This is a genomic window from Sphingobium xanthum, assembly GCF_019737615.1.
Classification (GTDB): Bacteria; Pseudomonadota; Alphaproteobacteria; order Sphingomonadales; family Sphingomonadaceae; genus Sphingobium; species Sphingobium xanthum.
Genome location: NZ_JAHKKS010000005.1, coordinates 236,741 through 261,593, shown reverse-complemented (window position 1 = coordinate 261,593; position 24,853 = coordinate 236,741). Strand labels below are relative to the sequence as shown.

24 protein-coding genes and 2 pseudogenes are annotated in these 24,853 nt (G+C 62.1%); 15 read left to right on the top strand and 11 right to left on the bottom strand.

Going from position 1 to position 24,853, the window contains the following annotated elements; translation table 11 throughout:
• Nucleotides 1–115 (top strand): annotated as a pseudogene (locus KM135_RS19765) (IS5/IS1182 family transposase); the annotation flags it as partial.
• A gap of 794 nt (nt 116–909) precedes the next feature.
• Here KM135_RS19765 and KM135_RS11110 read toward each other — a convergent pair.
• Entirely contained in the window at nt 910–2,340 is a 1,431-nt protein-coding gene (locus KM135_RS11110; RefSeq protein ID WP_221714069.1) for a carboxylesterase/lipase family protein, read from the bottom strand.
• A gap of 22 nt (nt 2,341–2,362) precedes the next feature.
• Nucleotides 2,363–2,668, bottom strand: coding sequence for a putative quinol monooxygenase (locus tag KM135_RS11105; RefSeq protein WP_221714068.1), 306 nt, complete (start codon nt 2,666–2,668; stop codon nt 2,363–2,365).
• A 288-nt stretch (nt 2,669–2,956) separates the two neighbouring features.
• On the opposite strand from KM135_RS11105, the gene KM135_RS11100 reads away from it, so the two are divergent.
• Both KM135_RS11100 and KM135_RS11095 read left to right on the top strand, forming a co-directional pair.
• Complete coding sequence (locus KM135_RS11100; RefSeq protein ID WP_221714067.1) at nt 2,957–4,096, top strand: serine hydrolase domain-containing protein; 1,140 nt, start codon at nt 2,957–2,959, stop codon at nt 4,094–4,096.
• Between the two features lie 13 nt (nt 4,097–4,109).
• Nucleotides 4,110–4,940, top strand: a complete 831-nt coding sequence (locus tag KM135_RS11095; RefSeq protein WP_343228178.1) for an SDR family NAD(P)-dependent oxidoreductase — start codon at nt 4,110–4,112, stop codon at nt 4,938–4,940.
• Nucleotides 4,941–4,952: 12 nt separating this feature from the next.
• On the opposite strand, the gene KM135_RS11090 is transcribed toward KM135_RS11095, so the two are convergent.
• Both KM135_RS11090 and KM135_RS11085 read right to left on the bottom strand, forming a co-directional pair.
• Complete coding sequence (locus KM135_RS11090; RefSeq protein WP_221714066.1) at nt 4,953–5,363, bottom strand: nuclear transport factor 2 family protein; 411 nt, start codon at nt 5,361–5,363, stop codon at nt 4,953–4,955.
• A 3-nt stretch (nt 5,364–5,366) separates the two neighbouring features.
• Nucleotides 5,367–6,365, bottom strand: a complete 999-nt coding sequence (locus tag KM135_RS11085; RefSeq protein WP_221714065.1) for a dihydrodipicolinate synthase family protein — start codon at nt 6,363–6,365, stop codon at nt 5,367–5,369.
• A 215-nt stretch (nt 6,366–6,580) separates the two neighbouring features.
• Between KM135_RS11085 and KM135_RS11080 the strand changes: the two genes are divergently transcribed.
• From KM135_RS11080 to KM135_RS11055, 6 genes and pseudogenes are all read left to right on the top strand, one after another.
• A complete protein-coding gene (locus tag KM135_RS11080) occupies nt 6,581–7,210 on the top strand; it encodes a nuclear transport factor 2 family protein (protein ID WP_221714064.1) in 630 nt (209 codons plus the stop codon).
• A gap of 90 nt (nt 7,211–7,300) precedes the next feature.
• Entirely contained in the window at nt 7,301–9,802 is a 2,502-nt protein-coding gene (locus tag KM135_RS11075) for a TonB-dependent receptor (RefSeq protein WP_221714063.1), read from the top strand.
• Between the two features lie 81 nt (nt 9,803–9,883).
• A complete protein-coding gene (locus KM135_RS11070) occupies nt 9,884–10,333 on the top strand; it encodes a nuclear transport factor 2 family protein (protein WP_221714062.1) in 450 nt (149 codons plus the stop codon).
• Nucleotides 10,334–10,341: 8 nt separating this feature from the next.
• A pseudogene (locus tag KM135_RS11065) lies at nt 10,342–11,168 on the top strand (GMC family oxidoreductase); the annotation flags it as partial.
• A 69-nt stretch (nt 11,169–11,237) separates the two neighbouring features.
• A complete protein-coding gene (locus KM135_RS11060; protein WP_246605972.1) occupies nt 11,238–11,945 on the top strand; it encodes a GMC family oxidoreductase in 708 nt (235 codons plus the stop codon).
• 13 nt (nt 11,946–11,958) lie between these two features.
• Nucleotides 11,959–12,834, top strand: a complete 876-nt coding sequence (locus KM135_RS11055) for an MBL fold metallo-hydrolase (protein WP_221714059.1) — start codon at nt 11,959–11,961, stop codon at nt 12,832–12,834.
• Nucleotides 12,835–12,899: 65 nt separating this feature from the next.
• Here KM135_RS11055 and KM135_RS11050 read toward each other — a convergent pair whose 3' ends face one another.
• Nucleotides 12,900–14,060, bottom strand: a complete 1,161-nt coding sequence (locus KM135_RS11050) for a serine hydrolase domain-containing protein (RefSeq protein WP_221714058.1) — start codon at nt 14,058–14,060, stop codon at nt 12,900–12,902.
• Between the two features lie 155 nt (nt 14,061–14,215).
• Complete coding sequence (locus tag KM135_RS11045) at nt 14,216–14,554, bottom strand: hypothetical protein (RefSeq protein ID WP_221714057.1); 339 nt, start codon at nt 14,552–14,554, stop codon at nt 14,216–14,218.
• Between KM135_RS11045 and KM135_RS11040 the strand changes: the two genes are divergently transcribed.
• Nucleotides 14,444–17,068, top strand: coding sequence for a helix-turn-helix transcriptional regulator (locus KM135_RS11040; RefSeq protein ID WP_343228179.1), 2,625 nt, complete (start codon nt 14,444–14,446; stop codon nt 17,066–17,068). The genes KM135_RS11045 and KM135_RS11040 overlap by 111 nt on opposite strands.
• A gap of 12 nt (nt 17,069–17,080) precedes the next feature.
• On the opposite strand, the gene KM135_RS11035 is transcribed toward KM135_RS11040, so the two are convergent.
• Complete coding sequence (locus tag KM135_RS11035; RefSeq protein ID WP_221714055.1) at nt 17,081–17,971, bottom strand: SDR family oxidoreductase; 891 nt, start codon at nt 17,969–17,971, stop codon at nt 17,081–17,083.
• Between the two features lie 24 nt (nt 17,972–17,995).
• Nucleotides 17,996–18,889, bottom strand: a complete 894-nt coding sequence (locus KM135_RS11030; protein ID WP_221714054.1) for an SDR family NAD(P)-dependent oxidoreductase — start codon at nt 18,887–18,889, stop codon at nt 17,996–17,998.
• A 79-nt stretch (nt 18,890–18,968) separates the two neighbouring features.
• Between KM135_RS11030 and KM135_RS11025 the strand changes: the two genes are divergently transcribed.
• The 3 genes from KM135_RS11025 (at nt 18,969) to KM135_RS11015 (ending at nt 22,259) form a co-directional block, all read left to right on the top strand.
• Complete coding sequence (locus KM135_RS11025; RefSeq protein WP_221714053.1) at nt 18,969–19,844, top strand: SDR family NAD(P)-dependent oxidoreductase; 876 nt, start codon at nt 18,969–18,971, stop codon at nt 19,842–19,844.
• Nucleotides 19,807–21,000 (top strand): alkene reductase, encoded by a 1,194-nt coding sequence (locus KM135_RS11020; protein ID WP_343228177.1) that lies wholly within the window; start codon nt 19,807–19,809, stop codon nt 20,998–21,000. Before KM135_RS11025 ends, KM135_RS11020 begins: the two co-directional genes overlap by 38 nt.
• A 92-nt stretch (nt 21,001–21,092) precedes the next feature.
• Nucleotides 21,093–22,259: an MFS transporter gene (locus KM135_RS11015; RefSeq protein WP_221714052.1), complete on the top strand. Its 1,167-nt coding sequence runs from the start codon at nt 21,093–21,095 to the stop codon at nt 22,257–22,259.
• A 191-nt stretch (nt 22,260–22,450) separates the two neighbouring features.
• On the opposite strand, the gene KM135_RS11010 is transcribed toward KM135_RS11015, so the two are convergent.
• On the bottom strand, nt 22,451–22,618 hold the full coding sequence (locus KM135_RS11010) for a hypothetical protein (RefSeq protein WP_221714051.1): 168 nt from the start codon (nt 22,616–22,618) through the stop codon (nt 22,451–22,453).
• Nucleotides 22,619–22,635: 17 nt separating this feature from the next.
• A complete protein-coding gene (locus KM135_RS11005; RefSeq protein WP_221714050.1) occupies nt 22,636–22,959 on the bottom strand; it encodes a hypothetical protein in 324 nt (107 codons plus the stop codon).
• On the opposite strand from KM135_RS11005, the gene KM135_RS11000 reads away from it, so the two are divergent.
• Complete coding sequence (locus KM135_RS11000; RefSeq protein ID WP_246605945.1) at nt 22,958–23,467, top strand: DUF2171 domain-containing protein; 510 nt, start codon at nt 22,958–22,960, stop codon at nt 23,465–23,467. The genes KM135_RS11005 and KM135_RS11000 overlap by 2 nt on opposite strands.
• A 344-nt stretch (nt 23,468–23,811) precedes the next feature.
• Nucleotides 23,812–24,369 carry a cupin domain-containing protein gene (locus KM135_RS10995; protein WP_221714049.1) on the top strand — a complete coding sequence of 186 codons (558 nt, stop codon included), beginning with the start codon at nt 23,812–23,814 and terminating at the stop codon, nt 24,367–24,369.
• Nucleotides 24,370–24,444: 75 nt separating this feature from the next.
• Here KM135_RS10995 and KM135_RS10990 read toward each other — a convergent pair whose 3' ends face one another.
• Nucleotides 24,445–24,828, bottom strand: coding sequence for a hypothetical protein (locus KM135_RS10990; protein WP_221714048.1), 384 nt, complete (start codon nt 24,826–24,828; stop codon nt 24,445–24,447).
• Between the last annotated feature and the right edge of the window lie 25 nt (nt 24,829–24,853).

Here is a 24,853-nt window from a genome sequence, read left to right as displayed (position 1 = left end):
GCGCATGTTCTGTCGCTTCAAAGACTGGCGACGCATCGCCACCCGCTTCGATCGCAACCTCAAAAACTTCATGGGAGCCATCTGCATCGCCGCTGCCGTCATCTGGTGGCTGTAGTGAGTCCGGACCCTAGATCTCAGCAGATCCCGTCCCTATGCCGTATGAGTGTACATCCGCTCCCGCGGCCTGCCAGTTTCTATATGACGACGTGCAAGAAGGAGACTGAGCGGCTTTCATGTTGTCTCACGGGTCGATTTTGGGGATCCCGCCAAGCCCGTTGATGAAATGGCAGCTAACCGGCCTCGGGCGGTCCAAAGCGGACTGTCCAGAACGTCCCCCAAAGCAGGTCGTTCGTACGAGCGCGGCAACCTCACGAACGGATGGTCGCTACGGGGACGGAACTGTCTGCGAATCGGCCAAGTTTGACTGGGGATTCCGCATTTAGGAACCGAACCGAATTCGATTCCCGATTTGATGGATGGGGTCAAGTGCTGTCGAATATAACTATTGAAATACAGCTTATTAACTCATCAATTCGATTCCGGCTCGGTTCAGAACGGTATCCAGAGCCATCCGCAAGCGGCCGGAAAATATCTGACGTTTTTCTGCTGTATTCTCCGCATTGCTGCGAGCCGATCCACCCTTATCCCGCCGATTTGATGGTCAATTTGATGATATGATCCGAGTTCGCTTCGCGGAGATACCATCATGGCGATCTCATGCAGGCAGAAATCCGGCCTTGCAGCCACCTCTTTGCAACGCGCGGGGTCCCGCGAGGAGCCCTACAAAGATGTTGTCGGCTTTTGGGGATTTGTCACATCGAAAGCGGACAGTCGGGAATGTTGTCGAGCAGGCTGCTGAAGCCATCGCGGTACGCTGCTGTTTCATTCGACAGAGAAGGTGCGGGCCAATCAACGCAAGGAGCGAGCGGGTAGCAATTCACGACCTGCCCAGGCGGAACGGCGCGCGCCATCGGGATCGTTCGCAATACTATCACGCTTGTCGAAGAGTTTGACCGCGCGGCCTTCGCCTTCATAGCGGGGCCAATCCGCGCCGGGATCGCCCGAGCGAACGAAGTTGATCCAGTACCGGCGCATGCGCTTGGCCAGCCGTTTGCGGTCTCCGATCAGCAGGCCTCCACGCAGCATGAAGCTTTGCCTGAACGTCATGGGCCACAAGTACGTCAGCTCAACGGCATGCGTCGCACCGAGGAAGAGGCCGGCTCTGTCGAAGCGATATGCCCATGAAGGGTTTCCGGCGGCGGCATGGCGCTCCGCAAAGAGCCGCGTAGACATCGAAAAGTTGGTGTCCGAACCAAGGTTGAAATTGTCGGATTTGGTATCGGGATAAAGCGAAGCAATCTCGGCTTCGAACGCGGCTCCATGCTGGTCGCGCACAAGCGCCATGATTTTTGCGCGTTCCGTCGGCAGCATCCCTCTCGTTCGAGGCGTGGCGAAAAGGCGGACTTCATCACGATTCGATCCTGCGATGATCGGTATGGATGGCGTCTCCGTTCGCACCGCGTCCGATAATGACGCCGGCAAAAGATCGCCGTCATACACTGGACTGGCCGGCAAGCCGTCTTCGACTTCCGCATCGATCCTAGTTTGTGCGTCGAGAAGTTGTTCCAAAGAAACCTGGCGCAGCGCATCGAGACTGGATGCGCCGAGTATTTCACAATGGCGCTGGCCCAATCTGGTAGAGATATCCCTTTCATGAATGAGATTTAGCGCGCCGCTTTGCAGGATGGCTCGGTCAAACAGGCCTTCGCGCGCCGAGGAAACCATCAGCAGCGAAATCGATATGGATCCAGCCGATTCGCCTGCGACGGTGATGCAGTCGGGATCACCGCCAAATGCAGCGATATTCTCTCTCACCCATCGGAGCGCGGCGATCTGGTCCTGCAGCCCGAGATTGTTCGGTACGCCCAGGGCGGAAAAATCTCCGAAACCAAGTACGCCCAATCTGTAATTGATCGTGACGACGACGATATCGCCCTCTTCGGCGAACTGTGATCCGTCATAGTCCGAACCGGTGCCGAAAAGAAAAGCCCCGCCGTGGATGAAGACCATGACGGGACGTCGCGCGCCATCGGCCGCCGGTGAATCGATGTTGAGAAGCAGGCTGTCTTCCACCAGGCTGGGCATCGGCAGGAATGCGCCTTTGGCTTGTGCGATCGGCGGGCCGTGAACATCGCAGTGTACATCGTCCTGCGGCGCGGCGCAGAGGGTCGGCAGCTCCCAGCGCGCAGCCCTGGCATAGCGGATGCCGCGCCAGGACACACATCCCCGCCTCGCCACGCCGATATAGTGACCTGCCTTCACATTTCTCTCGGCGTTCATGTCAACCCTTTCCCTGCGCCTTCTAGAGGGCGTCGATGGGGACGAGGATATTGACTTCGATCGGCTGCGCAAGGAAGTCCATGATCGTCGCCCGATAATCCTTGTAGTAATCGGTCGCGCGATGGGCGAGCAGGGCCTCGTCGTCGGCATAACGTTCGACCAGGCAGAGGACGCCGCCAGTGCCCTCCGGCGTGGTTGCTTCATAAAGATCGTAGATTTGGCAACCGGGTTCCGTGCGACTGTTGACGACCATATTCTCCAGCATCGCCTTGACCGACGCGAACGCCCCTTCTTTGGGAAAAAAGCGGACGAAAACCAGATTCTGCATTGCATCTACTCCTTGTCGAAGATCCATCCGGGGCGATTTCGGCCTGTGCGCCGCGGGATCAGGTCGTTGGCCTTTGCGGCGAGGGAGGCCGCGGTGTTGCTGCCGATGATGGAGGCTGCGCGACAGGCAACCCTTGCGGGTCAGTCCTGGCGGTGGGCGGACGTGGAAGAACCTATCTAGGCGGATAGGTCGCGGCGTCGCGGCAAGGCGCTAACCACGATCCAGCAAATCGATCGCGCCATTGGCGCCAGGGAGAGCATGGTGACTGGAACGGCTGAAGAGTTCGGGATGTGCAGCAAGCGGCTCGGACGGATTCGCCCGGCCATGGAAGCCTTGATCGAGCAACGAAAATTCTTCGGTGGGGTGATCCTGGTTGCCCGCCACGGCGAGGTCTTGTTGCATGAGGCCGTCGGCTATCGTGACCAGGAAAACAAGGTTCCCATCGAGAAGGATGCGGTTTTCTCGATCTTCTCGATGACGAAGTCCTTCACCGGCATATTGACGCTGAATGCGATTGAGGCCGGCCAGTTTGCGCTGACGACCAAGGTCAGCGAAATCATCCCGGAATTCTCCGGCGGGGTCCGCGAGGATATCACCTTCTACCACTTGCTGACCCATACTTCGGGCCTGCCGATGACCTTCACGCCGATCCCCGGCATGTATATCGACAAGCTCGATGAAGTGATCGATGCGATCTGCAAGAAGGTTCACAGCGCAGCGCTTCCCGGCGCGGAGGCGTCCTATGCGCCGACCGTTGCCCACGCGCTCATGGGCGAGGCGGTGCGACGCACCGATCCGCTGAAGCGCTCGTTCAGGCAGATCATGGAAGAGACGATCATCAAGCCGCTGGGACTCAAGGATACGTCGGTCGGCCTGCGCGCCGATCTGCGCGCCCGGCACATCAAGCCGCAATGGTTGTTCGACAAGGGTGCGTTGCAGCATCTTGGCCACAGCGATCTTGGTCCGGACGGTGCCTTCGAGGAGGAAGATGCGGAAATGCCCTGGGTGGGCATTGCCTCGACCGTGTCGGATATCTTCCGCTTCACCGAGATGTTGCGGCGGGGCGGCGAGTATGATGGTGCGCGGATTCTCTCACCGGTAACAGTGGAGCGCACCCGGATCGACGAGACGCCGGGCATGATCAACCAGCTTTATGGCCGCAATGCCATCGCGCGCGGCTGGGAGCCGATGCCGGCCTATCTCAGCATCGGTTTTTCGCTACGAGGCGACGCGATCTGCCACCATCAGTTCGGCACCTTCACATCGCCCCAGACCTTCGGGCAGCACGGACAGGGAAGCATGCTTTACTGGATCGATCCCAAGCGCGACGTGACGTTCGTCTGCCTGTCGCATGGGGTGATGATCGAAGGCGACAATGTGGAGCGGTTCCAGAAGCTTTCGGACATGGCGATCACCTCGGTGATCTGAAACGGGAGGCGGCGTGCAAAAGATAGAAGAATTGTTCGCGGTCGCGGGCCGGGGCGTGGTGGTGACCGGCGGTGCGAGTGGGATAGGCCTCGGCTATGCCGAGGCGCTCGCCGCCAACGGGGCTCGGGTCACGCTGCTGGATCTCGATCCGCAGCGTATCGAGACCGAGGTCGGGCGGCTCAGGGCGGCGGGCTTCGACGTGCGCGGCGCTGTCGTCGATGTCACGGATCACGATGCCCTCGATGCCAGGATCGACGAGGCGGCGGCTCATCATGGCCTCGACATCGTCTTCGCCAATGCGGGCATCGATCCCGGGCCGGGGTATCTGGGGGCGTGGGTCGGTGACACCCGGCCGCGCATCGTCGAGGGTTCGCTGGAAAACTATGCGGATCGTCGCTGGGACAAAGTGATCGATATCAACCTGACCGGTGTCTTTGCGACGTTGCGGGCGGCTGCGCGCCACATGAAGCCGCGCCGATCCGGGCGAATGATCGTGACCACCTCCGCCGCCTCGCTGCGCTGCGAACCAGCGATCGGCGTCGCCTATATGGCGGCCAAGGCCGGCGCTGCGCATCTGGTTCGCAACGTGGCGCTGGAAATGGCGGCTTTCAACATCACGGTGAATGCCATCGCGCCGGGGATGTTCGTGACCAACATCGGCGGAGGGCACCTCAAGGACGAAGCCCTGCAGGCGGAGTTTGGCAAGGCGATCCCGGCGCATCGGGTCGGCTTCCCGTCGGACATGTATGGGCTTGCGTTGTTCCTCGCCTCTCCGGCGTCGTCTTATGTGACGGGGCAACAGATCGTCATCGATGGCGCGCTTAGCCTGGGGCAAGCGGACTGAAGCGGCGGGGATTCAATCCCCGCCGAGCAGTTGGTGGACATAATAGCTGTCCATATATTCGCGCAGTGCCGAGACCCGCCCATCGCGCACATCCAGAGACATGACATAATGATTGTCATAGGTGCGGCCGTCCTTGAGCTGGCCACCGCCATGAGTTTCCATCACCACGGTCTTCTCCGACGACACGAGGGAGCGCAGCGTGATGACCGGTGACCCAGGCTCGAACAGGGCGCGGACAGGCCTGATGAAGGCGAAGATCGCGTCCGCACCGTGATGTTCGCCCGCGCCGGGAACGCCGCGGGCCATGACCGACCAGACGATGTCATCGGTCATCAGGCGGCGCGTCGCCTCCCAGTCTTCGCTGCCCAGGGCGCGGAAGAAGCTGAGGACGGTCCGTTCGGCGTCGTTGCTCGGCTCGAACATGACTCACCCTCCCAGCACGTTCACGCCGCGCGGCAGACGCTCGCCGCGCGCATAGGCGGCACGGCCGACGAAGAATTCCTCGATCGGGCCGTCATGCGGCGTGATGCCGGAAGCGGCCAGCGCGGCACGCAGCGAATCCATTTCCCACTCCGACATGCGGTGGATCGGCTGGCGCAACATGCCGCCATTGCCGCCGACCAACCATTGCTGGAACTTGAAGCTGAGGAACGGATAGAGGCCCGAACTGGACACACGGCCGTGCAGGCTCCAGCTCGCCGCGCGGATGGGCTCGATCGCCCAGTAGATTTCCATCGCCTCGTCGAGCTGGCCGGCGCGAAAGTGATTGAACATTCGGACGACACGCTGGTCGTCGCGGGTCTGCCACATGTCGTAGCCCATGGCGCCGGCCCATTGCGCCCCCCGATCCCCGACAATGAATGCCCAGGCATTGTCGAGCGGATCATTGACCAGAAGCTGCTCGCCGACAGCCGAAAAGACATGGGCGGAATAGTTCGGCGGGTTGAGGTTGCCGATCTTGAGTCCCACGACATTGTCGATCTCCGCCAGGCGCCGGACCAGATCGATGGACAGCGTGCCATGGCCGAAGCGCGACAGATCGAAGCGAGCGGCAGGATAGATGTCCATGCACAGATCGACCGCGTCGCAGACCGCCTTCATCGTCTGGAAGACTTCCTCCTCGCTGTTCGGGCGATACTGGACCGGTGAGCCGAGCAGCACATGGTGTCCGCCGACGGACTGGAAATATTTCAAAAACTCGACGTCATCGGCGAAGGTATCGAGCAGCACCGGGGCGGACACGAGCATGCGTCCGCGGGCTTCATCGCAAACGATGCGCACGAATTCGCAGCGTTCCGCCATGGTCATCGACGTCGACTCGACGGCCGCGAGGACCGAGAACATGCCGTGTTCGATATAATAGTTCACGTCATGCCTGATGCCTTCCTCGTCCAGCCCGGAGAGATCCGGCTTGAACGAAGGCATCAATGACCCTTCGAGCCCGTTATAGTTTTGTTTTGCCCAGGCCTTTGCCTCCGAGCGCGTAAATTCCATCTCTCACTCTCCCGCTGATCATAAGCCCTGCGGCTCCGTCCGGGAGTGATTGCGGCCCGGCAGCGGGCATCGGCACCTATCCGCACAGATAGGTGCGGCTGAAGGGTGCGTCCGTCTGATCGTGTCCAAAATCAGGAGAGACGGATATGATCGGCTCAGGCGAGCACACATTGCTTCGGGAAGTGGCGGACCGACAGGCCATCGCCAACCTCCAGGGGCGCTACATGTATTATCTGGAAGGGCATCGGTACGCCGATGTCCTCTCGCTGTTCGCGCAACAGGACCCTGACGTCAGCGTCGAGATCGGCGAAGGCGGCATCTATGTCGGCAGGGCGAAGGTGGAGGCGATGTTCCTTCACGTCTTGCGGCCCTTCTTCATGCAGCCGGGCATGATGCCCCTGCATATGTTGACGACGCCGGTGATCGAGGTCGACTGCGCCGCCGGGCGCGGACACGGCATGTGGCAGACGATAGGGTGCAACAGCTTTCCCGATGAAGGCGGACTGCGCGCCGTCTGGCAACAGGGCACGTACGACAATCTCTACATTCGCGAAGATGGCGAGTGGCGCATCCTGCGCATGCGCTGGCTGGCGAATTTCAGGACATCCTTCGATCGGGGCTGGGTGAACGAGCCGCTTTACCAGCTCAAGCCGCTGGACTGGAGCCGGTTTCCGGCGGAACTGCGCCCTGACCTTCCGCCCAGCCAGGCGTTCGAAAGCTACGACCCCACCGCGGTGCGCCGCCTCTGCCCGGTTCCGCCTGAACCGGCCGGTTAGGCCGGAAGCCTATCCTATCTTGAGGGATAGGTAACTTTCCACAGCGGCTCGGGCAGCACAGCCTCACAAGAATTTATTGGGGAGAGAGATATGAAAGGAATTGCTCAATTGCGCCTCGGTGTGTCCGCCTTTGCTGCGGCCGTCCTGATCGCAACCGGACCGGCCTACGCGCAGTCCGCTGCAGACCAAAGCGCCGCTTCCGAAGGTGGAAGTTCGAGTGAGGTCTCGGACGGCCAGCTGGACGAAATCGTGGTGACGGCGCGCTTCCGCGAAGAGCGCCTGCAGGATACCCCGCTGGCGATTACCGCGGTTACGGGGGAGGCGCTTGCCGATCGCAGCATCGGCAATGTGCAGCAGATGGGCAGCGTCGTGCCGAACGCCTTCATCACCCCTGGCGCCGCCGCCGTCGGCGCGACGCCGACCGTGTCGCTGCGTGGCGTGTTTCAGGCGGATTTCAATTTCGCTTTCGAGCCCGGCGTCGCGATCTATGTCGATGATGTCTATCACAGCACCCTGATGGGGTCGGCAATGGACCTGATGGACCTCGAGCGTGTCGAAGTGCTGCGCGGTCCCCAGGGAACATTGTTCGGCAAGAACACGCTCGGCGGCGCGATTCGGCTTCAGTCGAAGACGCCCCAGGGCGACGATAGCGGCAGCATCGAAGTGGCCTATGGCAGCTTCAACCGGCTCGACCTCAAGGGTTCGTTCGATTTTTCGATCGTTCCGGATCAGTTGTTCATGCGGGTATCGGGTGTTTCGCGCCGCGTGGACGGCTATCAGAAGATTCTCGATTATACGTGCGACATGCTCCAGCGCGGCACGCCGCAGCTCGCTGGCTATGGTGACGGCTACGGACTCGGCGGCGCAGCGGTGGCCGCAGGAAGCGCGGCCGATCTGGCAGCGGCGCTCCCCTCTGTGATCGTTCCGACGGCAGATCTTGCCACCATGACCAATCAGGCAAACAACCAGAGCTGTTCGCTCGGTCGGACGGGAGGCGAAAGTCTCAATGCGGGCCGGGCGATGCTGCGGTATCTCGCCGGCGACAAGCTCGAGATCAATCTTGCGGTGGACTATACCAACGATCATCGCGACGTGAATCCCGATACGTTGATCCAGGTCATCAATCCGATCCTGTCGAGCCGGACGGCGCCGCCCGATTTCTTCATGAGCGTCGTGCGCGATCAACTGCTGGCCGACTATGGCCTTGTCTATGACGACAGGTTCGTGCCCTCGGACCCTTACACGACTTACGCCTCCAACCGTGACCTGGCGACGGGCCGCTCGCAGCCCAACACGGCATCGGTGGAAAGCTGGGGCGTCCAGGGCAAGGTCGATTACAAGTTCAACGACGATCTCAAGGCCAAGCTGATCCTCGCGCATCGACGTTACAACAGCCAGTTTTCGCATGACTCGGACGTGTCGCCGCTCGGCTTCGGCCTGAACGGCAATGACATCCAGCACCGCCAGACGACCGCGGAATTCCAGTTGCTGGGGCAGGCATTCGGCGGCAAGTTCGACTGGACGGTCGGCGGCTTCTATCTCGACGGGGAAAGCCATCTTGGCGGCGCGATCGACTATGTCGTTCTGCATTTCCTCCAGAACGATACCTATCTGGACGAGTCACGCTCGGCATTTGCGCATGGCGTTCTGCACCTGTCCGACGCATTCAACATCACCGGCGGCGTGCGCTATACCAATAATCGCAAGACCTTCACCTTCGATCATATCGGCAGCGGCTTTCCGGTGCTGACCCAGTCGGCGACCACTGAACGGGTCGATTGGACCATCAGCATGGACTATAAGATCAGCTCGGACGTGCTGGTCTACGGATCGATCGCGACCGGCTTCCGTCCCCGCTCGATCAATCCCCGCCCGCTGACGCCCACGCAGTTCGCGCCCATTCCTGGCGAAAATCTGACGAGCTACGAGATCGGCACGAAGGGCGACTATTTCGATCATCGCCTGCGCGTGAACCTTGCCGCCTTCTATAGTGACTACAAGAGCCACCTTCGTCAGCTCAACGGTTTCGAATGCGTCGGCGCGAATGTGGACGTGGTGTTCGATCCTGCCAATTGCCCGGCCGGCTCGGCACCGTTCACCTGGTTCTTCTATGTCGGCGAAAAGGCCAAAATCTATGGCGCAGAGGCCGAGGTGACAATCGAACCGGTGCGTGATCTGCTGATCAACGGCACGCTGGGATATAACGAGTTCGAATCAACCGGGACGGGCCCTGCCTTTTTCGATCCCAGCAATCGCGTTCAGCCCAAGCTGAACGCCAGCGCGGGCATCCAGTACAGCTTCCCCGCTCCGGGTGGCACGCTGACGCCGCGGCTGGACTGGCGCTACCAGAGCCTGATGACCTACAATCCCGCGCCGACCATGCCGACAGCCCCGCTGTTCAATGTTCCGGGCCGGTCGGTGTTCGATGCGCGCCTGACTTACAAGCTGGATAAGTGGCAGGCATCGCTGGCGGTCTCGAACCTGTTCGACTCTTTCCACTTCAACAACAAGTTCACGCTGACCGGTTTCAACGTTTCCGGGTCGCCGGCACGGCCCCGCGAGTTCCTGCTCTCGGTCAAGCGCGAATTCTGAACCCGGCATTCGGGTCGCAAGGCGGGAGCGTCGGCCATCATGGTCCGGCGCTCCTGCTAACGGATGGGAATGGAGATGAGAATGTACAGGATATTGAAGGCTTCGGCGTTGGTTCTGGCCTTTGTTTCGGCAGCCGGACACGCCGAAGTCAAGGGGCGCAACGCGGCAGAAGAAGCGGTGATTGCATTGCTCGACACGGCATTCAACCAGAAGAAGCCGGCCGAGGCGTTCGAGCGATTTGGCGGTTCCTACTACCGTCAGCACAACCCGACCGCGCCTGATGGGAAGGACGCCATCATTGCTCTGCTCAAGGGTTGGCTGCCGACCGTTCCCAACCTGCGCTACGACATCAAGCGGATCATTTCGGACGGGGACATGGTCTGGGTTCATTCCCACGTGACCACCGGACCGGATGATCGCGGCCAGGCGGTTGTGGATATTTTTCGCCTCGAGAATGGCAAGGTGGTCGAGCATTGGGACGTCGGCACGGCTGTCCCGGAAAAATCGCTCAACACCAATACGATGTTCTGAGCGGGCGCGTGCCGACCGTCGATGGCGACTTTGACTATATCATCGTCGGCGGCGGCACCGCCGGCTGTGTGCTTGCCGACCGCTTGATGGCCGACGGCAAGGCGCGTGTGCTTCTGCTCGAAGCAGGGCCGCGGGCAAACAGCCTGTGGATCGCGATGCCCGCGGGAATGGGGCGGCTATTTGTCAATCATCGCTATAATTGGGGCTTTATGGGCCAGCCGGAGCCGACGCTTGGCGGGCGCGAACTCTATTTTCCGCAAGGCAAGGTCCTGGGTGGATCGAGCGCGATCAACGGCATGGCCTTCGTTCGTGGTCAGCCCGAGGACTATGACGGCTGGCGCGACCAGGGTGCGAAAGGTTGGGGTTGGGGTGATGTCCTGCCCTATTTCAACGAGCTGGAGGATCGAGCGCGGGCGCCGGGCCGTGGGCATGGCGGCCGGCTGAGCGTGACCGATCCCCGTTATGTGCATGGCAGCGCGCACGCCTTCTGCGCAGCGGCCCATGCGGCCGGCGCAGACGCCAATCCCGACTATAATGGCGCCAAGCAGGAAGGCGCCGGCCTGCTACAGTTCACGATTCGCAACGGACGGAGGGATTCGGCTGCATCGGCCTATCTTTCGCATGCCAGGAAGCGACCCAATCTTCGCGTGCTGACCGGCGCCTGCGCGACAGGATCCTGTTCGAAGGCGGCAGGGCCGTGGGCGTGGCGTTCGAGCAAAGCGGCGCGACAAGGATCGTGCGCACGCCCGGCGAGGTGATCGTGGCGGCGGGCGCGATCGGCTCACCGCATCTTCTGCTGCGATCGGGCGTTGGGGATGGAGCGGACCTGGCGGCGCTCGGTATCGCGCCGATCGTCTCGTTGCCGGGGGTGGGGCGCAACCTCGCCGATCATCCTTATGTGCATATGACCTTCGGCGTCCGGCCGGGCGCTTCGCTCAACCCCTTGCTGCGGGGCTGGCGGGCCTATGTGCAGGGTGCGCGCTGGCTGTTCACCCGGCGGGGCCCCCTGACGATCGGCGCTTCCCAGGCCGTCGCCTTCGTGCGTGGCGGGCCGAATGTGACGCGGCCAGACCTGCAGATCAATTTCCGCCCGATCAGCCATGCGTTCGACAGCGCGGGCCGGTTGGGGCCGGATTCGGCCGATCGGGTAACCGCTGCGATCTGCGGCCTGCGGCCCTTGTCGCGCGGAAGGGTCTGGCTGACCTCGCCTGAAGGCCCCCCGGCTGTGCTCGGGGGCTATCTTGGCGAGGCGGCCGACGAAGACGTGCTTGTCGCCGGGATAGACTGGGTGCGCAGGATCTTTGCCAGCGAGCCTCTGCAGTCGCTCGTCCTTGCCGAGGACAAGCCGGGGATATCCGCCGTCGGCGATGGGCCGATCCGGCAGTTCGTCCGCGAAACCGTCCAGACCATGTGCCACCCGGTCGGCACCTGCCGGATGGGCTCCGACGAAAAAGCAGTGGTTGATCCGAGATTGCGCGTGCGGGGTATCGTCGGGCTGCGCGTGGTTGATTCCTCCATCATGCCGTCAATCGTCTCCGGCAATACCGTCGCTGCCACCTACATGATCGCCGAAAAGGCATCGGACATGATCCGCGCCGACTGGCGCGCTTGACGAGGAGAGTTGAATGGCGTGTGAGCATATCCGCCGCTGGACGGTCGGAAATGTCGAGATCGTCAGGATCGTGGAGATTTTCCGGGAGCAGATCGATCCATCCTTCATGTTCCCGGACTGCACGCGGGAGATGGTACTCGAGCATCCCTGGCTGCGACCGATCCATGCGGGCGATGACGGTCGGATCGTGCTTGCCTTTCAGGCTTTTGCCATTCGCGCGGGGGATCGCCGCATCATGGTCGATACCTGCATCGGCAACGACAAATATCGCCTCGCGCCGATCTTTCACATGCGTCACGGCGATTTCCTCGACGATCTCACCCATGCCGGCTTTGCGCCCGAGGCGATCGATACCGTGCTGTGTACGCATCTTCATCTCGATCATGTCGGCTGGAACACGCGCTTCGTGGAAGGGCGCTGGGTGCCGACCTTCCCCAACGCCCGCTATCTCATGAGCAAGGTCGAACTGGACTTCATCCGCAACCTTGTGGGGATTGCCCATGCTGAGGTGGATCATCTGTCGGACTCGCTCCAGCCGGTGTTCGACGCCGGGCTGGTCGATTTCATTCCCGTTGATCATCAGGTCTGCCCGGAAGTCAGTCTCGAGCCCACGCCAGGCCATACGCCTGGGCATGTGAGCATCCGGATCAATTCAGAAGGCCGGCGCGCCGTGATTACCGGGGATGTGATGCACCATCCTCTGCAATGCGCGAAGCCGGGGCTCAGGAATCGCTTCTGCAACGACCACGACCACAGCCGCGAAACCCGGCTTTCCTTTCTGCAACGGTATCAGGACGAGGATGTCATGGTCATCGGTAGCCACTTTACCGAACCGACGGCGGGCTGGATCCGGTCCGATGGCGATGCATGGCGGTTTGACCACGGATAGGCGGAACAAGCCAAGGGGGAGCAAGGCCGTCACCTTCGGGTGGCGGCCTTGTATTCTTTTGTCTGTCAGATCGCCGCGGAAACAGCGATGTCGGACAGGCGCTGGAAGCGCTCGACATTGTCTGCTTCCGGCATGAGGCGCGTGGTCAGGCAGACGAACGTCATGTCGAGTTCGGGATCGACCCAGAGCAGCGTACTGCCGGCACCGTGATTGCCGAAGGCGCGGGGCGTCGCCATCGTGCCGAACTGGTGATGGCAGATGGCATCGCCACGCAGCGAGAAGCCAAGCCCGATATAGGCGGGATAGGGCAGCCAGCCCCGCGAGAGGGCCATAGCCTTGTATATCTCGTTCGGTCGATCGCCGGTGCGATTTTGCGTGGCCATGTCGAGAATGCGGGGCGACAGGATCCGATGGCCATCAAGCTCGCCGCCGCGGCGAAGCATTTCAGCCAGCCGCCACAAGTCAGCCGTGGTGGACACCACGCCAACCCAGGGCATTTCCGCTGCCGGATCCTCGAAAGCCCCATGTGGCCCCGCGACGGTGCTGGAGGGGTGTGTGGCGGGAAAGCTTGGCGGAAACTCCGGGACGATGTGGCGGTCCTTCAGATCGGGCCTGACGCCGACAGCAGTATCGTTCATGCCCAGCGGCTGCAGCAGGTCCTGTGTCACGATGTCCCGGAATCTGCGGCCTTTCGGGTCGGTGCGCCGAAGGACTTCGCCCATCAGGGCGTGGGCCGCCATGGGCGAGTAAGCAACCCGCCCGCCAGGTTCTTCCTCCGCATGCACCCTGGCGCAGATCGCGCTGATGATGACGTCCAGCCGATCGAGCGGCATGCCGGGGGCGGGGCTGAAGACGGAGGGCAATCCCGTGCGGTGTGTCAGCAAATGCTCGATGCGGATGTTTTCGCGCGGTTTGCCGGCGAATTCGGGGATGATATCCACGACCTTGGTCGTCAGCGCGAACTGACCCAACTCGATAGCGCGCAGCACCAGCACGTTGGTGAAGGCCTTGGTCAGGGAAAACAGGCTGAACACCGAATCCGGCAGAACGGGCCGCTTGTCGATGCTGCTATATGCACCAAGCGATTCCTGAAGACCGATCTTGCCATGACGGCTCACGATGATCGCCGCTCCGCAATAGGCGTTTGCGGCGATGTCCGCCGCGATCACGTCTTTCAGATATTTCAGTCGTTCGCCGCACAGGCCGTCAGCTACGGTGCTCGTCATCCTCAACTCCCAGGCGGGCAGGCGCTGACACGGGTTGCGCGACTGCCATCTGGATCTTCTCCTGATCCGTAGGGCAGGGGAGGGAACCTATCTGCAAGATAGGGGATCGAGTGATTGCCATCCGCTATTCACGGGCAGTAGACTTCAAGCGAGGATCAGGCGAGGCATCCGGTGGCCGGACCCTGCGGACTCGCGGGCAGAATGACGCCAAAAAATAGGCGGAGAGGGACATGGCGAAAGCAAGGCCGATCGACGTTGTCGCGGTGCCCGATGCCGTATTGTCGCCGCGCAGCCGAGTAAGGCTGCGCGTTCCGCAGCATAGCCTGGTCGAGCGGCCGCGCCTCCTTCATCTGCTTTCCCGACACGATCGTGCCCGGCTCATTTTGCTGCAAGCTCCCGCCGGTTACGGCAAGACAAGCCTTTTGCAGCAATGGGCCAATCACTGCCTCGCGGCCGGTGACTCGGTTGCGTGGATCAGTCTTGATGCGCGCCATCGTGACCCGATGGCATTTGCGAGCCACCTCAACATGGCGCTGGAGGAGCATCGCGAGTCCGGGAGGGGGCTGGTGGAACGAACCGCCGGAAGCCAGCATTATTATGGCTGGCAGGCCCTCATTCAGCAGATTTGCGAGCGCGTTGATGACAATCCTTGCCGCTGCCGGATCATCATCGACGACATTCATCAGATTGCCGAATCTCCGGCGCTGGACGCCCTTCAGGCGCTGATCGATGAAGCGCCGTCCGGCATGCAGCTTGTGCTCGCTACACGGGGAGAAGCCGGACTTCCCCTCGGGCGCATTCGCGCCCATCATGAAATGCTCGAACTGGGTGCTTCAGACCTCCGGTTCGTCGAGGATGAGACTCAGGCCTATCTGAAGAGCAAGGCCGACACCGACACTGACATAGACCAGGTGCGCTTGCTGCAGGACCGGTCCGAAGGGTGGATCGTCGGCATCAAGCTGTTCAGCATGGCGCTGAGCCTGGAGCCCGAAAACCAGCGCATCCTCGAAAGCTTCACCGGCGAGCGCCGCCAGATCGCCGACTTCTTCCTCGAGGATGTGTTCGCGCGGCAACCGGATGAGCTGCAGGATTTTCTGCTGCGATCATCGCTGCTGGAGCAATTCAGCCCGGCTTTGTGCGACGCGGCCCTTGAACATACGGGCAGTCGCGAACTCATTGCACGGTGCGAAGCCTCTGGCCTGTTTCTGCAGACGATGGATCAGACCCGCAGCTGGTATCGATATCATCATCTGTTCGCCGGCTTCCTGCGGCGCCAGCTGCAGGATCGCAGGCCGGGCGTTGCTGCCGCCATCTACCGGAGGGCTGCGCAATGGCTGACCGCCAGTGGCAATCATGTCGAGGCCTTTGACTATGCGATCAAGGGCCAGGATCCGATCTACGCTGCGGATATTCTGGACCAGAATTGCGAGGCGATGTTCGCCGCCGGCTTGCAGCCGACGCTGCAACTTCTGGCGTCTCAGCTTCCGGCCCACATTCTTGCACTTTATCCGCGCCTCATGCTCAGTCTCGCCTGGCGGCTGACGGCGCAATGGCGCCTTTCCGAGGCGCGCAGCCTGGTGGCCGTGGCAGAGCGACGGCTGGATGAACTGGCCCGCTCGTCGGAAGCCGACCCAGCGGATCTCAAATGGTTGCGGCTGGTTGTCTCGCACCGTGAAACGCAGATCGCCCACGCTTCCTACGAGGTCGAAGCGCTCGAAAACCAGTGTTCTTCCGCATTGGACGGTCGGCTGGACTTCGGCAACAGTCCCTATCTGATGGGGAGTTTCCAAAACTCGCTCCAATATGCGCAACGCGAACAATACAAACTTTCGAAGATCGATCGACTTGATGCGCTGGCACGCGAGCAGGTTCAGCGCACCGGCGCCGTGCATGGCGAGGTGTTCATCGCAGGCATTTCCGGTCCCTCGCTGTTTCTGATGGGGCAGAGTGAACGAGCCAAGGCGATGCTGCAATCGGGGCTGGAAGTGGCGCAGCGCGTTGGCGGCAGAGATGACCCGCTCGGCGCCGTCGTGGCCACGACTCTCGCATCGCTGCATTATGAGTTCAACGAAATCGAGCGGGCACAGGCACTGATCGATCATTATGTTCCGCTCATGACATCGGCCGGCTTTGTCGATCAGTTGCTCAACGGATGGGTGACCCGGGCCAGGCTCCAGTTGTTGCGAGGCGATCACGAAGACTGCCTCGGAACATTGGATATCGCCGCGGAATTTGGCAGTCGCCACGAACTGGATCGCTTGCGGATCGGTGTCAGCGCGGAGCATCTGCGGGTCATGCTGAAGCTGGGCCGACCTGACGATGCCGCGCGGTTTGCGCGTCGGCGCGGCCTGTCGAGCCATCGCGCGGCAAATCTTACGCGCGGCCAGTTCAAATATACCGTGCTCGATGGCGTCTTGGCCATGGCCAATTGCAGGCTGATGGCGGCGGATGATCAATTTGGGGACGCGCTCATACTTGCCAGGCAGTGGCGATCCTTCCTTACCGCCGCACAGGCAGTCCCCGCGGCGGTCGAGTGGGACATCCTGTTTGCGGAACTGTTGCTCATGTCGGGCGAGCGCCTTTCGGCCCAGCGGGCGTTGGCTCAGGCGCTGGCGAAAGCCGCGCCGGCTCGCCTCCTGCGCCGCTTCCTCGATGAAGGGGAGCCGATTGCCGGCCTGCTGCGCCAGATGGCCCAGGCTGAAGCTGTCAAGGAGGATGCCGTCAGCCTCTTCCTGAGAGAGATTGTCGGCTTGCTTGAGCCTGTCGAGGAACAGCGCGACGACGAGGATGATGAGGACAGCATTGCGATCTGCGGGCGAATGACGAATCGCGAGATAGAAATCCTCTCGATGGCCGGAGCGGGCATGCTCAACCGCCAGATCGGCGAGCAGCTGGGTCTGACCGAAGGGACCGTAAAATGGTATCTCCAGCAGGTTTATGACAAGGTCGGGATCCGCAACCGCAAACAGGTGGTCGCCCGGGTGCGGCGGCTCGGCCTCATTCCATGACGATGGCGGCGATTACCAGGCCTGCATCTGCGCCTTGATTTCGCGAATGCCTTCCCGGCGCCCGTTTTCAAATTCAGCGCGGCGTGGATCCATCGGCAAGTCGCGGCGGATCGCCGCCATCAATTCGCGATGCTGTTCTTCCAGCTCGTCGATGAACTCAGCGTGGCCGATAATATAGGGGTCGTTGTTGCGGATCGCATCCAGCACAGCGCCCGCAAGGTCCATCGGATCCATGGCGTTTTCCTGTGCCACCGCGAAACCGGCGCTGACCGGGTCGATGTCTCCGGCGGCGGAAGCGACCTGTTCCTTCGCCTTGTCGAGGATGCGGGTCTTGGTAAGGCCAGGGAACAGGCATGATACGCCGATGCGATCGGGCACCAGCGCGAGCCGCAGCGATTCCGTCATGCCGCGCACAGCGAATTTGCCGGCAGTGTAGATGCCGCCCGCGTCGGGAAGTGGAAGAATGCCCGCCATCGACGACGTATTGACGATGTGCCCGCCTTCACCATGCCTGCGGATGCGCGGTAGCAGCGTCACGACGCCGTTGATCACTCCGCCCAGGTTGATGTCCATCATCTCGTCCCAGTCGGCGTAGCCGGCGCGGCTGATCAGCTCGGCCATCCCGATGCCGGCATTGTTGCAAACGACGTGCAATTTGCCGAAGTGCGCTTCAACTTCGTCGGCAACGAGAGCGAAGGCGGTCCGGTCACGCACATCGAGCTTGACGGTCATATAGTCCCGGTTGTCGCCGGCCAGCTGATCGCGGGCGTCGTCCAGGTTGGAATCGCTGAAGTCGGCGATCGCGACCTTCATTCCGGCGTTCAGGAATGTCCGTGCCATCGCGAAGCCAATACCGCTGGCGCCGCCGGTGATGAATGCAACCTTGCCCTCGACTTCACGCATGCTGGTTTATCCTCTCGGTTTATCTCAATTTTTGCCGCTGTTCGCGATGATTTCGGCGAACAGCGGGTTGAAGGTCGGAAAGCCGTGAGATTCGGTTGCGGCCGGCTCTCCCGTGTCCGGGCCGAAGGCTGTCATGATCGCGCTGAAGCGCTGCTGGACGGCGTGCCGGAACTCCGGATGCGTGAAAAGATAGAGTTGATCGCGCTCGATGGCCTTCAGAACCTGGCGGCCGCCTTCGAGCGGGTCCATGCCACCGGCGATGATCGGCTTCTCGCCGAACTCCACTTCAAACGCCGCCAGTCCGCTGTCCGAATAGAGCTTGGGGCGCTGCTTCGCGACCTTGTGAATATTGCTCGCTGTCGGCCCGAGGAGGATCACGGTGACGCCGATGCCCTCACCGCGCACGTCGCACAGCATGGCCTCGGAGAGGCCGAGCACCGCCGCCTTGGCCGTGAGATAGGCGACGCCACCCGGTCCCGGCAATATGCCCCCGATCGACGAGGTGTTGACGATATGCCCTTCTCCCCGCGCCCGCATGCGGGGCAGGAAAGTCTGGATGCCATTGATTACGCCGCCAAGGTTGACTGACATCACCCAGTCCCAATCGACATAGCCGGTCGTCTGCGTGCTGCCCAGCATGCCGACGCCGGCATTGTTGCACAGGATCGAAACCGGCCCCAGCAGCGCTTCGGCCTCGTCGGCGGCGCGCGCAAAAGCTGCCCGGTTGGTCACGTCGAGCTGGATGAAGTGGCAGCGCCCTGTCTCTCCCAGCGCTACGCGCGCCGACGCGAGGTGGTCGGGCATGATGTCGGCGATCGCCACGGCAATGCCTTGTTCGATAAACGCCCGGGCCATGCCAAGGCCCAGCCCGCTTCCGCCGCCGGTGATGAAGGCCACTCGTCCTGCAAGATCTTTCATGGGGCAACTCTCCTGCCACCGCCTTGACGCGAACCGGAGCGCCGGCAACCTACCTATCTTTTGACGATGGGCGGGGTAGGTGATCATCTTGCACCAGGGCGATAGCGGCCGCCACGATATGGCGCGGGAGGGCGATGTGAATCTGCAGGACATGTTCGACGTCAGGGGCAAGTCCGTCATCGTCACCGGTGGCGGCAGCGGGATCGGCCTCGCCATTGTCGAAATACTGGCCGAACACGGCGCCCGCGTGGCGATACTCGACATTTCTCTGGATCGCGCAGAAGGTGAAGCTGCCCGGCTCAGGGCGCTGGGCCAGACTGTTCGCGCCTACCGGGTCGATGTCAGCGACGGCGCGTCGGTGGACGCGGCGATTGATAGCAGCGCCCGGGATTTCGGCGGTATAGATGTCCTGTTCGCAAACGCCGGAATCGATCCGGGCAGCACGGTGCTTGGACCCGACGGCGAACGCAGTGTGGACGGCGCCCTGGAAAATTATGACGCAGACCGCTGGTCGCGCGTGATCGACATCAGTCTCAACGGCGTGTTCCATTGTGTGCGTGCGTCGGTACGGCACATGAAGCCGCGGCGCAGCGGACGGATCATCATCACCACGTCGGTCTCATCGGTTCGGGCCATGCCGATCGGTATCGCCTATTCCGCAGCCAAGGCAGGGGCCGCCCATTTCATGCGCAACGCCGCGCTCGAGCTGGCCCGCTACAACATCCGGGTGAATGCCATCGCGCCCGGGCCGTTCGTGACCAACATCGGGGATGGCTTCGCGCGCGATCCCGCCGTGCAAACGATGATGAGCGGCATGATCCCGCTTGGGCGCATGGGAGATGTGGAAGAGATGAAGGGACTTGCGCTCTTTCTCGCGTCGCCCGCTTCGAGTTTCATGACAGGGGCCGAAGTGTTCAATGACGGAGGACTGTCATTGGGGCCACCTATCGACTGAGCCCGCCGCGCCTATCTTGCAGGATAGGTCACGGTTTTCCGGTCAGCACTCATGCTCCGATCAGAGGATGGAGATGGGCGAAACGATGCAGAATCTTTTGTCGGGCGCGCGGATTGGTGCGCTTGAATTGCCAAACCGGGTCGTCATGGCGCCGATGACGCGCGCGCGCGCCATTGGCGACGGGATTGCCCCGCCCTCCACCGCGATTTATTATGCCCAGCGCGCCTCGGCAGGGCTGATCGTCACCGAAGGCGCGCAGATCAGCCACCAGGCACGCGGGTCCGTCTGGACGCCGGGCATCCATTTACCGGAACAGGTCGCCGCCTGGCAGGCCGTGACCGCTGCCGTACACGAGGCTGGCGGACGGATATTTTTGCAGCTCTGGCACGTCGGTCGCGTTTCGCATCAGGATTTTCAGGACGGTGGCTTGCCGATCGCGCCCTCGACGATCCCGGCGGCGGGGGAGGCCTTTACCGCAGAGGGATTCAAGCCGCTTCCCGCGCCCCGCGCGCTCGACATCGGGGAGATGCCGGGCGTGGTCGAACAATATGCCCATGGCGCGAGACTGGCGTTGATGGCGGGTTTCGATGGCGTGGAAATCCATGGTGCCAATGGTTACCTGCTGGACCAGTTCCTGCGTGACGGCTCCAACCGGCGCGGCGATGCCTATGGCGGCTCGCAAGCAGGACGTGCGCGCTTGCCTCTTGAAGTCGTCGAGGCTGTCACGGGAATCTGGGGGGCGGACCGTGTCGGCTATCGCATGTCGCCGTGGTTTTCCATGTACAGCATGTCGGATTCCGATCCGGTGGCCACGTTCGGCTATCTCGCCAAGGCGCTGTCCGGCAAGCTGGCTTATATCCATGTTGTCGAACCCGTGGCAGGCCCGGCCGAAACAACGGTCGTCAAGAGATTGACGCCGGCACTGCGCGAGGCGTTCGGTGGCATCACGATCGCCAATGGCGGTTACGACGCGGCCAGCGCCGACCATGCCATTGCGAGCGGCCATACCGATCTGGTGTCTTTTGGCGTCCCGTTCATTGCCAATCCCGATTTGCCCGCGCGATTTGCCCGGTCCGCACCGTTGGCCGAGCCCGACCAGCCGTCCATCTATGGCGGCGGTGAGGCGGGCTATATCGACTATCCGGCGCTGGCCTGAAGAGCCTGTCCGCAATGTCGGAAGGGGAGAATTTTGCGATGACGTCGATAGGTTTTCCGCCGTCAGGCACGAGGCAGGGGTATGAGATGCGGATGGTGCTCGTCACCAGCCTCGTGATTTCCTTTGTCGCCTTCGATCGGCTCGCGACGGGCTATATAGGTCCCTATCTCATCGCAGCGCTGGACCTGACCAATACCCAGCTCGGCGCAATTTATTCCACGCAGGCCGTGGCCGTGGCAGTTGCCGGTTATGTGATCGGCCGGCTGTCCGACCGAACCGGCAAGCGCAAGCATCTGCTTGTGCCCTTGCTGATCCTGGCCGCAATCTGCGCCATGGGTTCGCTGCTGGTGCAGGGCTATATCGCGCTGCTGGCTATTCGTCTCGCCTCCGGGGCTGCCCTTGGCGGCATCTCGCCGATCACCCAGTCGATCCTGACATCACAGTCTCCGCCGGAACGGATTGGGCGGAACATCGGCGTGCAGACTTTGTTGATGTTCCTGATCAGTCAGATGCTCGGCCCGATCGTGCTTAGCCACATTGCCGACGCCTGGGGCTGGCAGGCAGCCTATGTCGCATCGGCCATTCCCTTCCTGCTGCTCGCAGCTGGCGTTTGGCTTGTCATCCGCGAAATAGACGGACGCGCAGGGCCATCAGATGGCGCGGTGGATGTCGTTGGCGTTGGTGTCGGACTGACCGCTTTGGCCCGCCGCAAGATCGGGCTGTGCATTGTGATTTCGGCCGGCTTTATGTTCTGGCTGGTCGTCCATGCGACCTTCCTGTCGGTCTATCTGGTCGAAAAGATGCACTATACGCCGACGGGGGCGGGGACAGTGCTGGGCACGCTCGGTCTTGCCGGCTGCGTCGGTGGCCTGGCCCTGCCGTTGTTGTCGGATCGTTTCGGCAGGAAAGCCATGCTGACCGTCGGCATGGGGCTGGCCGCGATCGTGCCGACCGCGATCCTGTTGTGGACCGGGCCGGCCTGGGGCCTGCAGCTCTTGCTCTTCACCGGCTGGCTCGCGGTCGGTGCATTGCCGATCTACGCGGTGCTCATACCCGGGGAGACGGTTCCTCCTGCTCGCATTGCGGCAACGGTGGCAGTGACCATCGGCGTCGGTGAGATTGCGGGCGGTGTTGTCGGTCCGATCCTGGCCGGTCAATTCGCCGATGCATATGGGATCGCGGCACCGTTCTGGGCTGCTCTTGCCGTCGTTTTTGTCTGTTTCCTGCTTTCGTTTCTGATGCCGGGACCAAGCACCTAGCACGACTTTGACAGATTTTTGGTTCAGGTCGTCGGCAGACCTAAGCTCACAGCGAGGTCAAGGTCTGTCCGGTCGTCAATGATCGTTTGCCGGATAAAGGCGGAGTTAGCCCCGAGCGCACGTTCATGCGAACTCGAGCAGAACCCGTTGCTTCTATCAACTGGTCGGAAGTCGCTGTCGGGCAGGGACGTTCAGCCCGCAGCCTGTTCCAGTCCCCAGGCGAACAGCGCCAGGATCAACGCGAAGGACAGGGCCATGGTAGCGGCGATGCGCTTGCCATAGACGCCCTGCGGACTTCGGACAGGGCGGGCGAGCATTGCCGCGCCGCCGACGGCGGATGCGGCGGCGACACCGGCCATGATGAGCGCGGCGTTGGTCAGCGGTTGCTCCGATCGACATAGACCGTGCGGTAAACAGTGCGGGTATGGCGCGCGCCGACACCGAGAAACACGATGCCGACAAAATAGCCGAAATCATACCAGCCGCCATTGTTCGGCACGGCATAGATGGCGAAGCGCGGCGAGATCAGCGAACAGACCCACGCGACCGGAAAGATGAAGCCGTGCCACAGGCCGAGCAGGAAGCCGGGCGTTCCGGGGGCGCTCGACACGGCCTCGGCGCTCTGGCGGGCGCAGGCGGCAAGCACCGCCAGCATGGGCAAGGCAAGGGCGAGGCGGCGCGAGGCAAGGCGGCGGATCATGCGCGAAAGCTATGCCTTTCCTGCGCGCGGCGCAATCGCGCGGATGGGCCGTGGTGCGCACGCGACGGCTCGCGACGCGGAGCGGAACGCGCGGGCCGCCCCGTCCGTTTTGCCGGTGAACGTCAAGGAAGCAAGGAGAGATGCCATGTTCGACAAGTGGCAGATCAAGGAACATATGGAAGTGATGGATTCTTCCGGCGCACCTATCGGCGCGGTCGATCACCTCGAGGGCGATATTATCCAGCTCACGCGCAAGGATTCGTCTGACGGACGACATCATTTCCTCGATGTCGATTGTGTCGATCGGATCGAGAATGATCGCGTCTACCTCAAGGTAGGCGTGCCGCTCCCCGAGAGCCTGCATCACAAGGAGACGGTGGTGACGCCGGAAGCGATCACTGCGGATTATGACGGTCAGAAGAGCCGCACGGCGGCTGGCGGTGGTGATGCCCCGCTGTTCGGCACGAGCGGACATGGTACCGGCATGGGCGGCTCCGGCACCGCCTGATCTATAGAATAGCGAAAGCGCGATGGGGACGACGCGGCTTGAACAGGCCCGCATCGTCCCTATCTCGGTGCTTCAGGGTCAGAGACATGCTGCGACGAAAAGGGGAGATGGCCGTCAGGCGGTGACTCTCCCACACACCGGCTGCACGGTCTGAAAGGGTCCGGCCTCCTGTCCCCCCGGGAGGTCGGACTTTTCTGTTTTGAGCCGCCTCCGCAATGCTCGGTTTTCTACACCATGCCATCACGGCATGAGAGTGGCGCATCTTCGCAATTGACAAGGGCGATTGCTTCACCTGTTTACTATCGGCGCGGCACTGAGAGTCGATACGACCGGGAGAGGCGCGCATGTTAGACGGCACGATGGATCTGTACCCCAATCTTCGCCGCGTCATCACCGGCCATGACGCCGACGGCAAATCGGTCGTGATGATCGACGATCTTTGCCATTATTCGGGCGCGGGGACGGATGGCTTCCGCTTCCAGGACATCTGGTCGCATCGGGTGCTGCCGATCCAGATCGAGGCGACCGAGGACGACCCGACCGGCAAGCCTTTCCAGCCCGGTGTCATCGAGAACGGCATCTTCGTCCGCGTCTCCGACGTGCCGCCGTTCAAGCCGGGCGACACCCCCTACATGCATCGCACCAACAGCGTCGATTATCTGCACGTGCTGGAAGGCGAGATCACCATGCTGCTGAGCGAAGGTGTCGAGCCGGTGATCCTGCGCAAGGGCGACACGATCCTGCAACGCGCGACCGATCACGCCTGGGTGAACCACACGGACAGGCATTGCCGGCTGCTCATCGTGATGATTGCGGGCCGCGCGACCGAGGCGCTGGAGAAGCTGATCGGCAAGGTGCCTTTGTGGGATCCGGCCGGCCGCGCCAAGGCCGAAGAGGCGTAAAGGCCCGCTTCCTGCGCGGGCAGGAGCGTTGCGTTGATTGGATCGGGGTGCCCTTTGAAAGTTCGCGCGGCGCGGTCAGCGTCGCGCTGTATGCGCCGGCCGATAATCCTCGCATTGCTCCGGCCGCATGTTGCTGAGGCAGTCGAGCCCGCCATATTCCGGCGGATAGACATAGCCATAGTCCCAGCCGGAGCGCAGATGCGCGTGGCCGATATGGGCGTAGCAGAGGATTGCGCCGGTGCGCGGGCATTTGCAGTAGATGGCGGGGTCGAGGCCGGGGATCGTCTCGCCTCGGCTCCAGACGAGCCGTTTCTCGCGCTCATCATAGCTGAAGCCGATTTCCTCGTCTGCCAGCAGGCGGTTCAGCAAGAGGTCGAGATTGCGATGCGCACGGGCATGCGTGCTGAAAGCGGAAGGAGTGCCTGGCCCATCCGGCCTGCGTGATCCAGGGATGGGCATGATCGATCCTCCTTCCGTCTCGTCA

Coding starts and splice junctions, on each gene's coding strand:
- KM135_RS11045 (WP_221714057.1), bottom strand. CDS start 14,554: ATGGCGCGCATCAAGACTGATCCACGCAACCGAGTCACCGGCCGCGAG.
- KM135_RS11110 (WP_221714069.1), bottom strand. CDS start 2,340: ATGAACGCCGAGAGAAATGTGAAGGCAGGTCACTATATCGGCGTGGCG.
- KM135_RS11015 (WP_221714052.1), top strand. CDS start 21,093: ATGGTGCTCGTCACCAGCCTCGTGATTTCCTTTGTCGCCTTCGATCGG.
- KM135_RS11005 (WP_221714050.1), bottom strand. CDS start 22,959: ATGATCCGCCGCCTTGCCTCGCGCCGCCTCGCCCTTGCCTTGCCCATG.
- KM135_RS11055 (WP_221714059.1), top strand. CDS start 11,959: ATGGCGTGTGAGCATATCCGCCGCTGGACGGTCGGAAATGTCGAGATC.
- KM135_RS11085 (WP_221714065.1), bottom strand. CDS start 6,365: ATGCCTTCGTTCAAGCCGGATCTCTCCGGGCTGGACGAGGAAGGCATC.
- KM135_RS11010 (WP_221714051.1), bottom strand. CDS start 22,618: ATGGCCGGTGTCGCCGCCGCATCCGCCGTCGGCGGCGCGGCAATGCTC.
- KM135_RS11060 (WP_246605972.1), top strand. CDS start 11,238: ATGACCTTCGGCGTCCGGCCGGGCGCTTCGCTCAACCCCTTGCTGCGG.
- KM135_RS11030 (WP_221714054.1), bottom strand. CDS start 18,889: ATGAAAGATCTTGCAGGACGAGTGGCCTTCATCACCGGCGGCGGAAGC.
- KM135_RS11075 (WP_221714063.1), top strand. CDS start 7,301: ATGAAAGGAATTGCTCAATTGCGCCTCGGTGTGTCCGCCTTTGCTGCG.
- KM135_RS11090 (WP_221714066.1), bottom strand. CDS start 5,363: ATGTTCGAGCCGAGCAACGACGCCGAACGGACCGTCCTCAGCTTCTTC.
- KM135_RS11020 (WP_343228177.1), top strand. CDS start 19,807: ATGACGGAGGACTGTCATTGGGGCCACCTATCGACTGAGCCCGCCGCG.
- KM135_RS10990 (WP_221714048.1), bottom strand. CDS start 24,828: ATGCCCATCCCTGGATCACGCAGGCCGGATGGGCCAGGCACTCCTTCC.
- KM135_RS11105 (WP_221714068.1), bottom strand. CDS start 2,668: ATGCAGAATCTGGTTTTCGTCCGCTTTTTTCCCAAAGAAGGGGCGTTC.
- KM135_RS11080 (WP_221714064.1), top strand. CDS start 6,581: ATGATCGGCTCAGGCGAGCACACATTGCTTCGGGAAGTGGCGGACCGA.
- KM135_RS11070 (WP_221714062.1), top strand. CDS start 9,884: ATGTACAGGATATTGAAGGCTTCGGCGTTGGTTCTGGCCTTTGTTTCG.
- KM135_RS11000 (WP_246605945.1), top strand. CDS start 22,958: ATGCGCGAAAGCTATGCCTTTCCTGCGCGCGGCGCAATCGCGCGGATG.
- KM135_RS10995 (WP_221714049.1), top strand. CDS start 23,812: ATGTTAGACGGCACGATGGATCTGTACCCCAATCTTCGCCGCGTCATC.
- KM135_RS11035 (WP_221714055.1), bottom strand. CDS start 17,971: ATGCGTGAAGTCGAGGGCAAGGTTGCATTCATCACCGGCGGCGCCAGC.
- KM135_RS11100 (WP_221714067.1), top strand. CDS start 2,957: ATGTGCAGCAAGCGGCTCGGACGGATTCGCCCGGCCATGGAAGCCTTG.
- KM135_RS11050 (WP_221714058.1), bottom strand. CDS start 14,060: ATGACGAGCACCGTAGCTGACGGCCTGTGCGGCGAACGACTGAAATAT.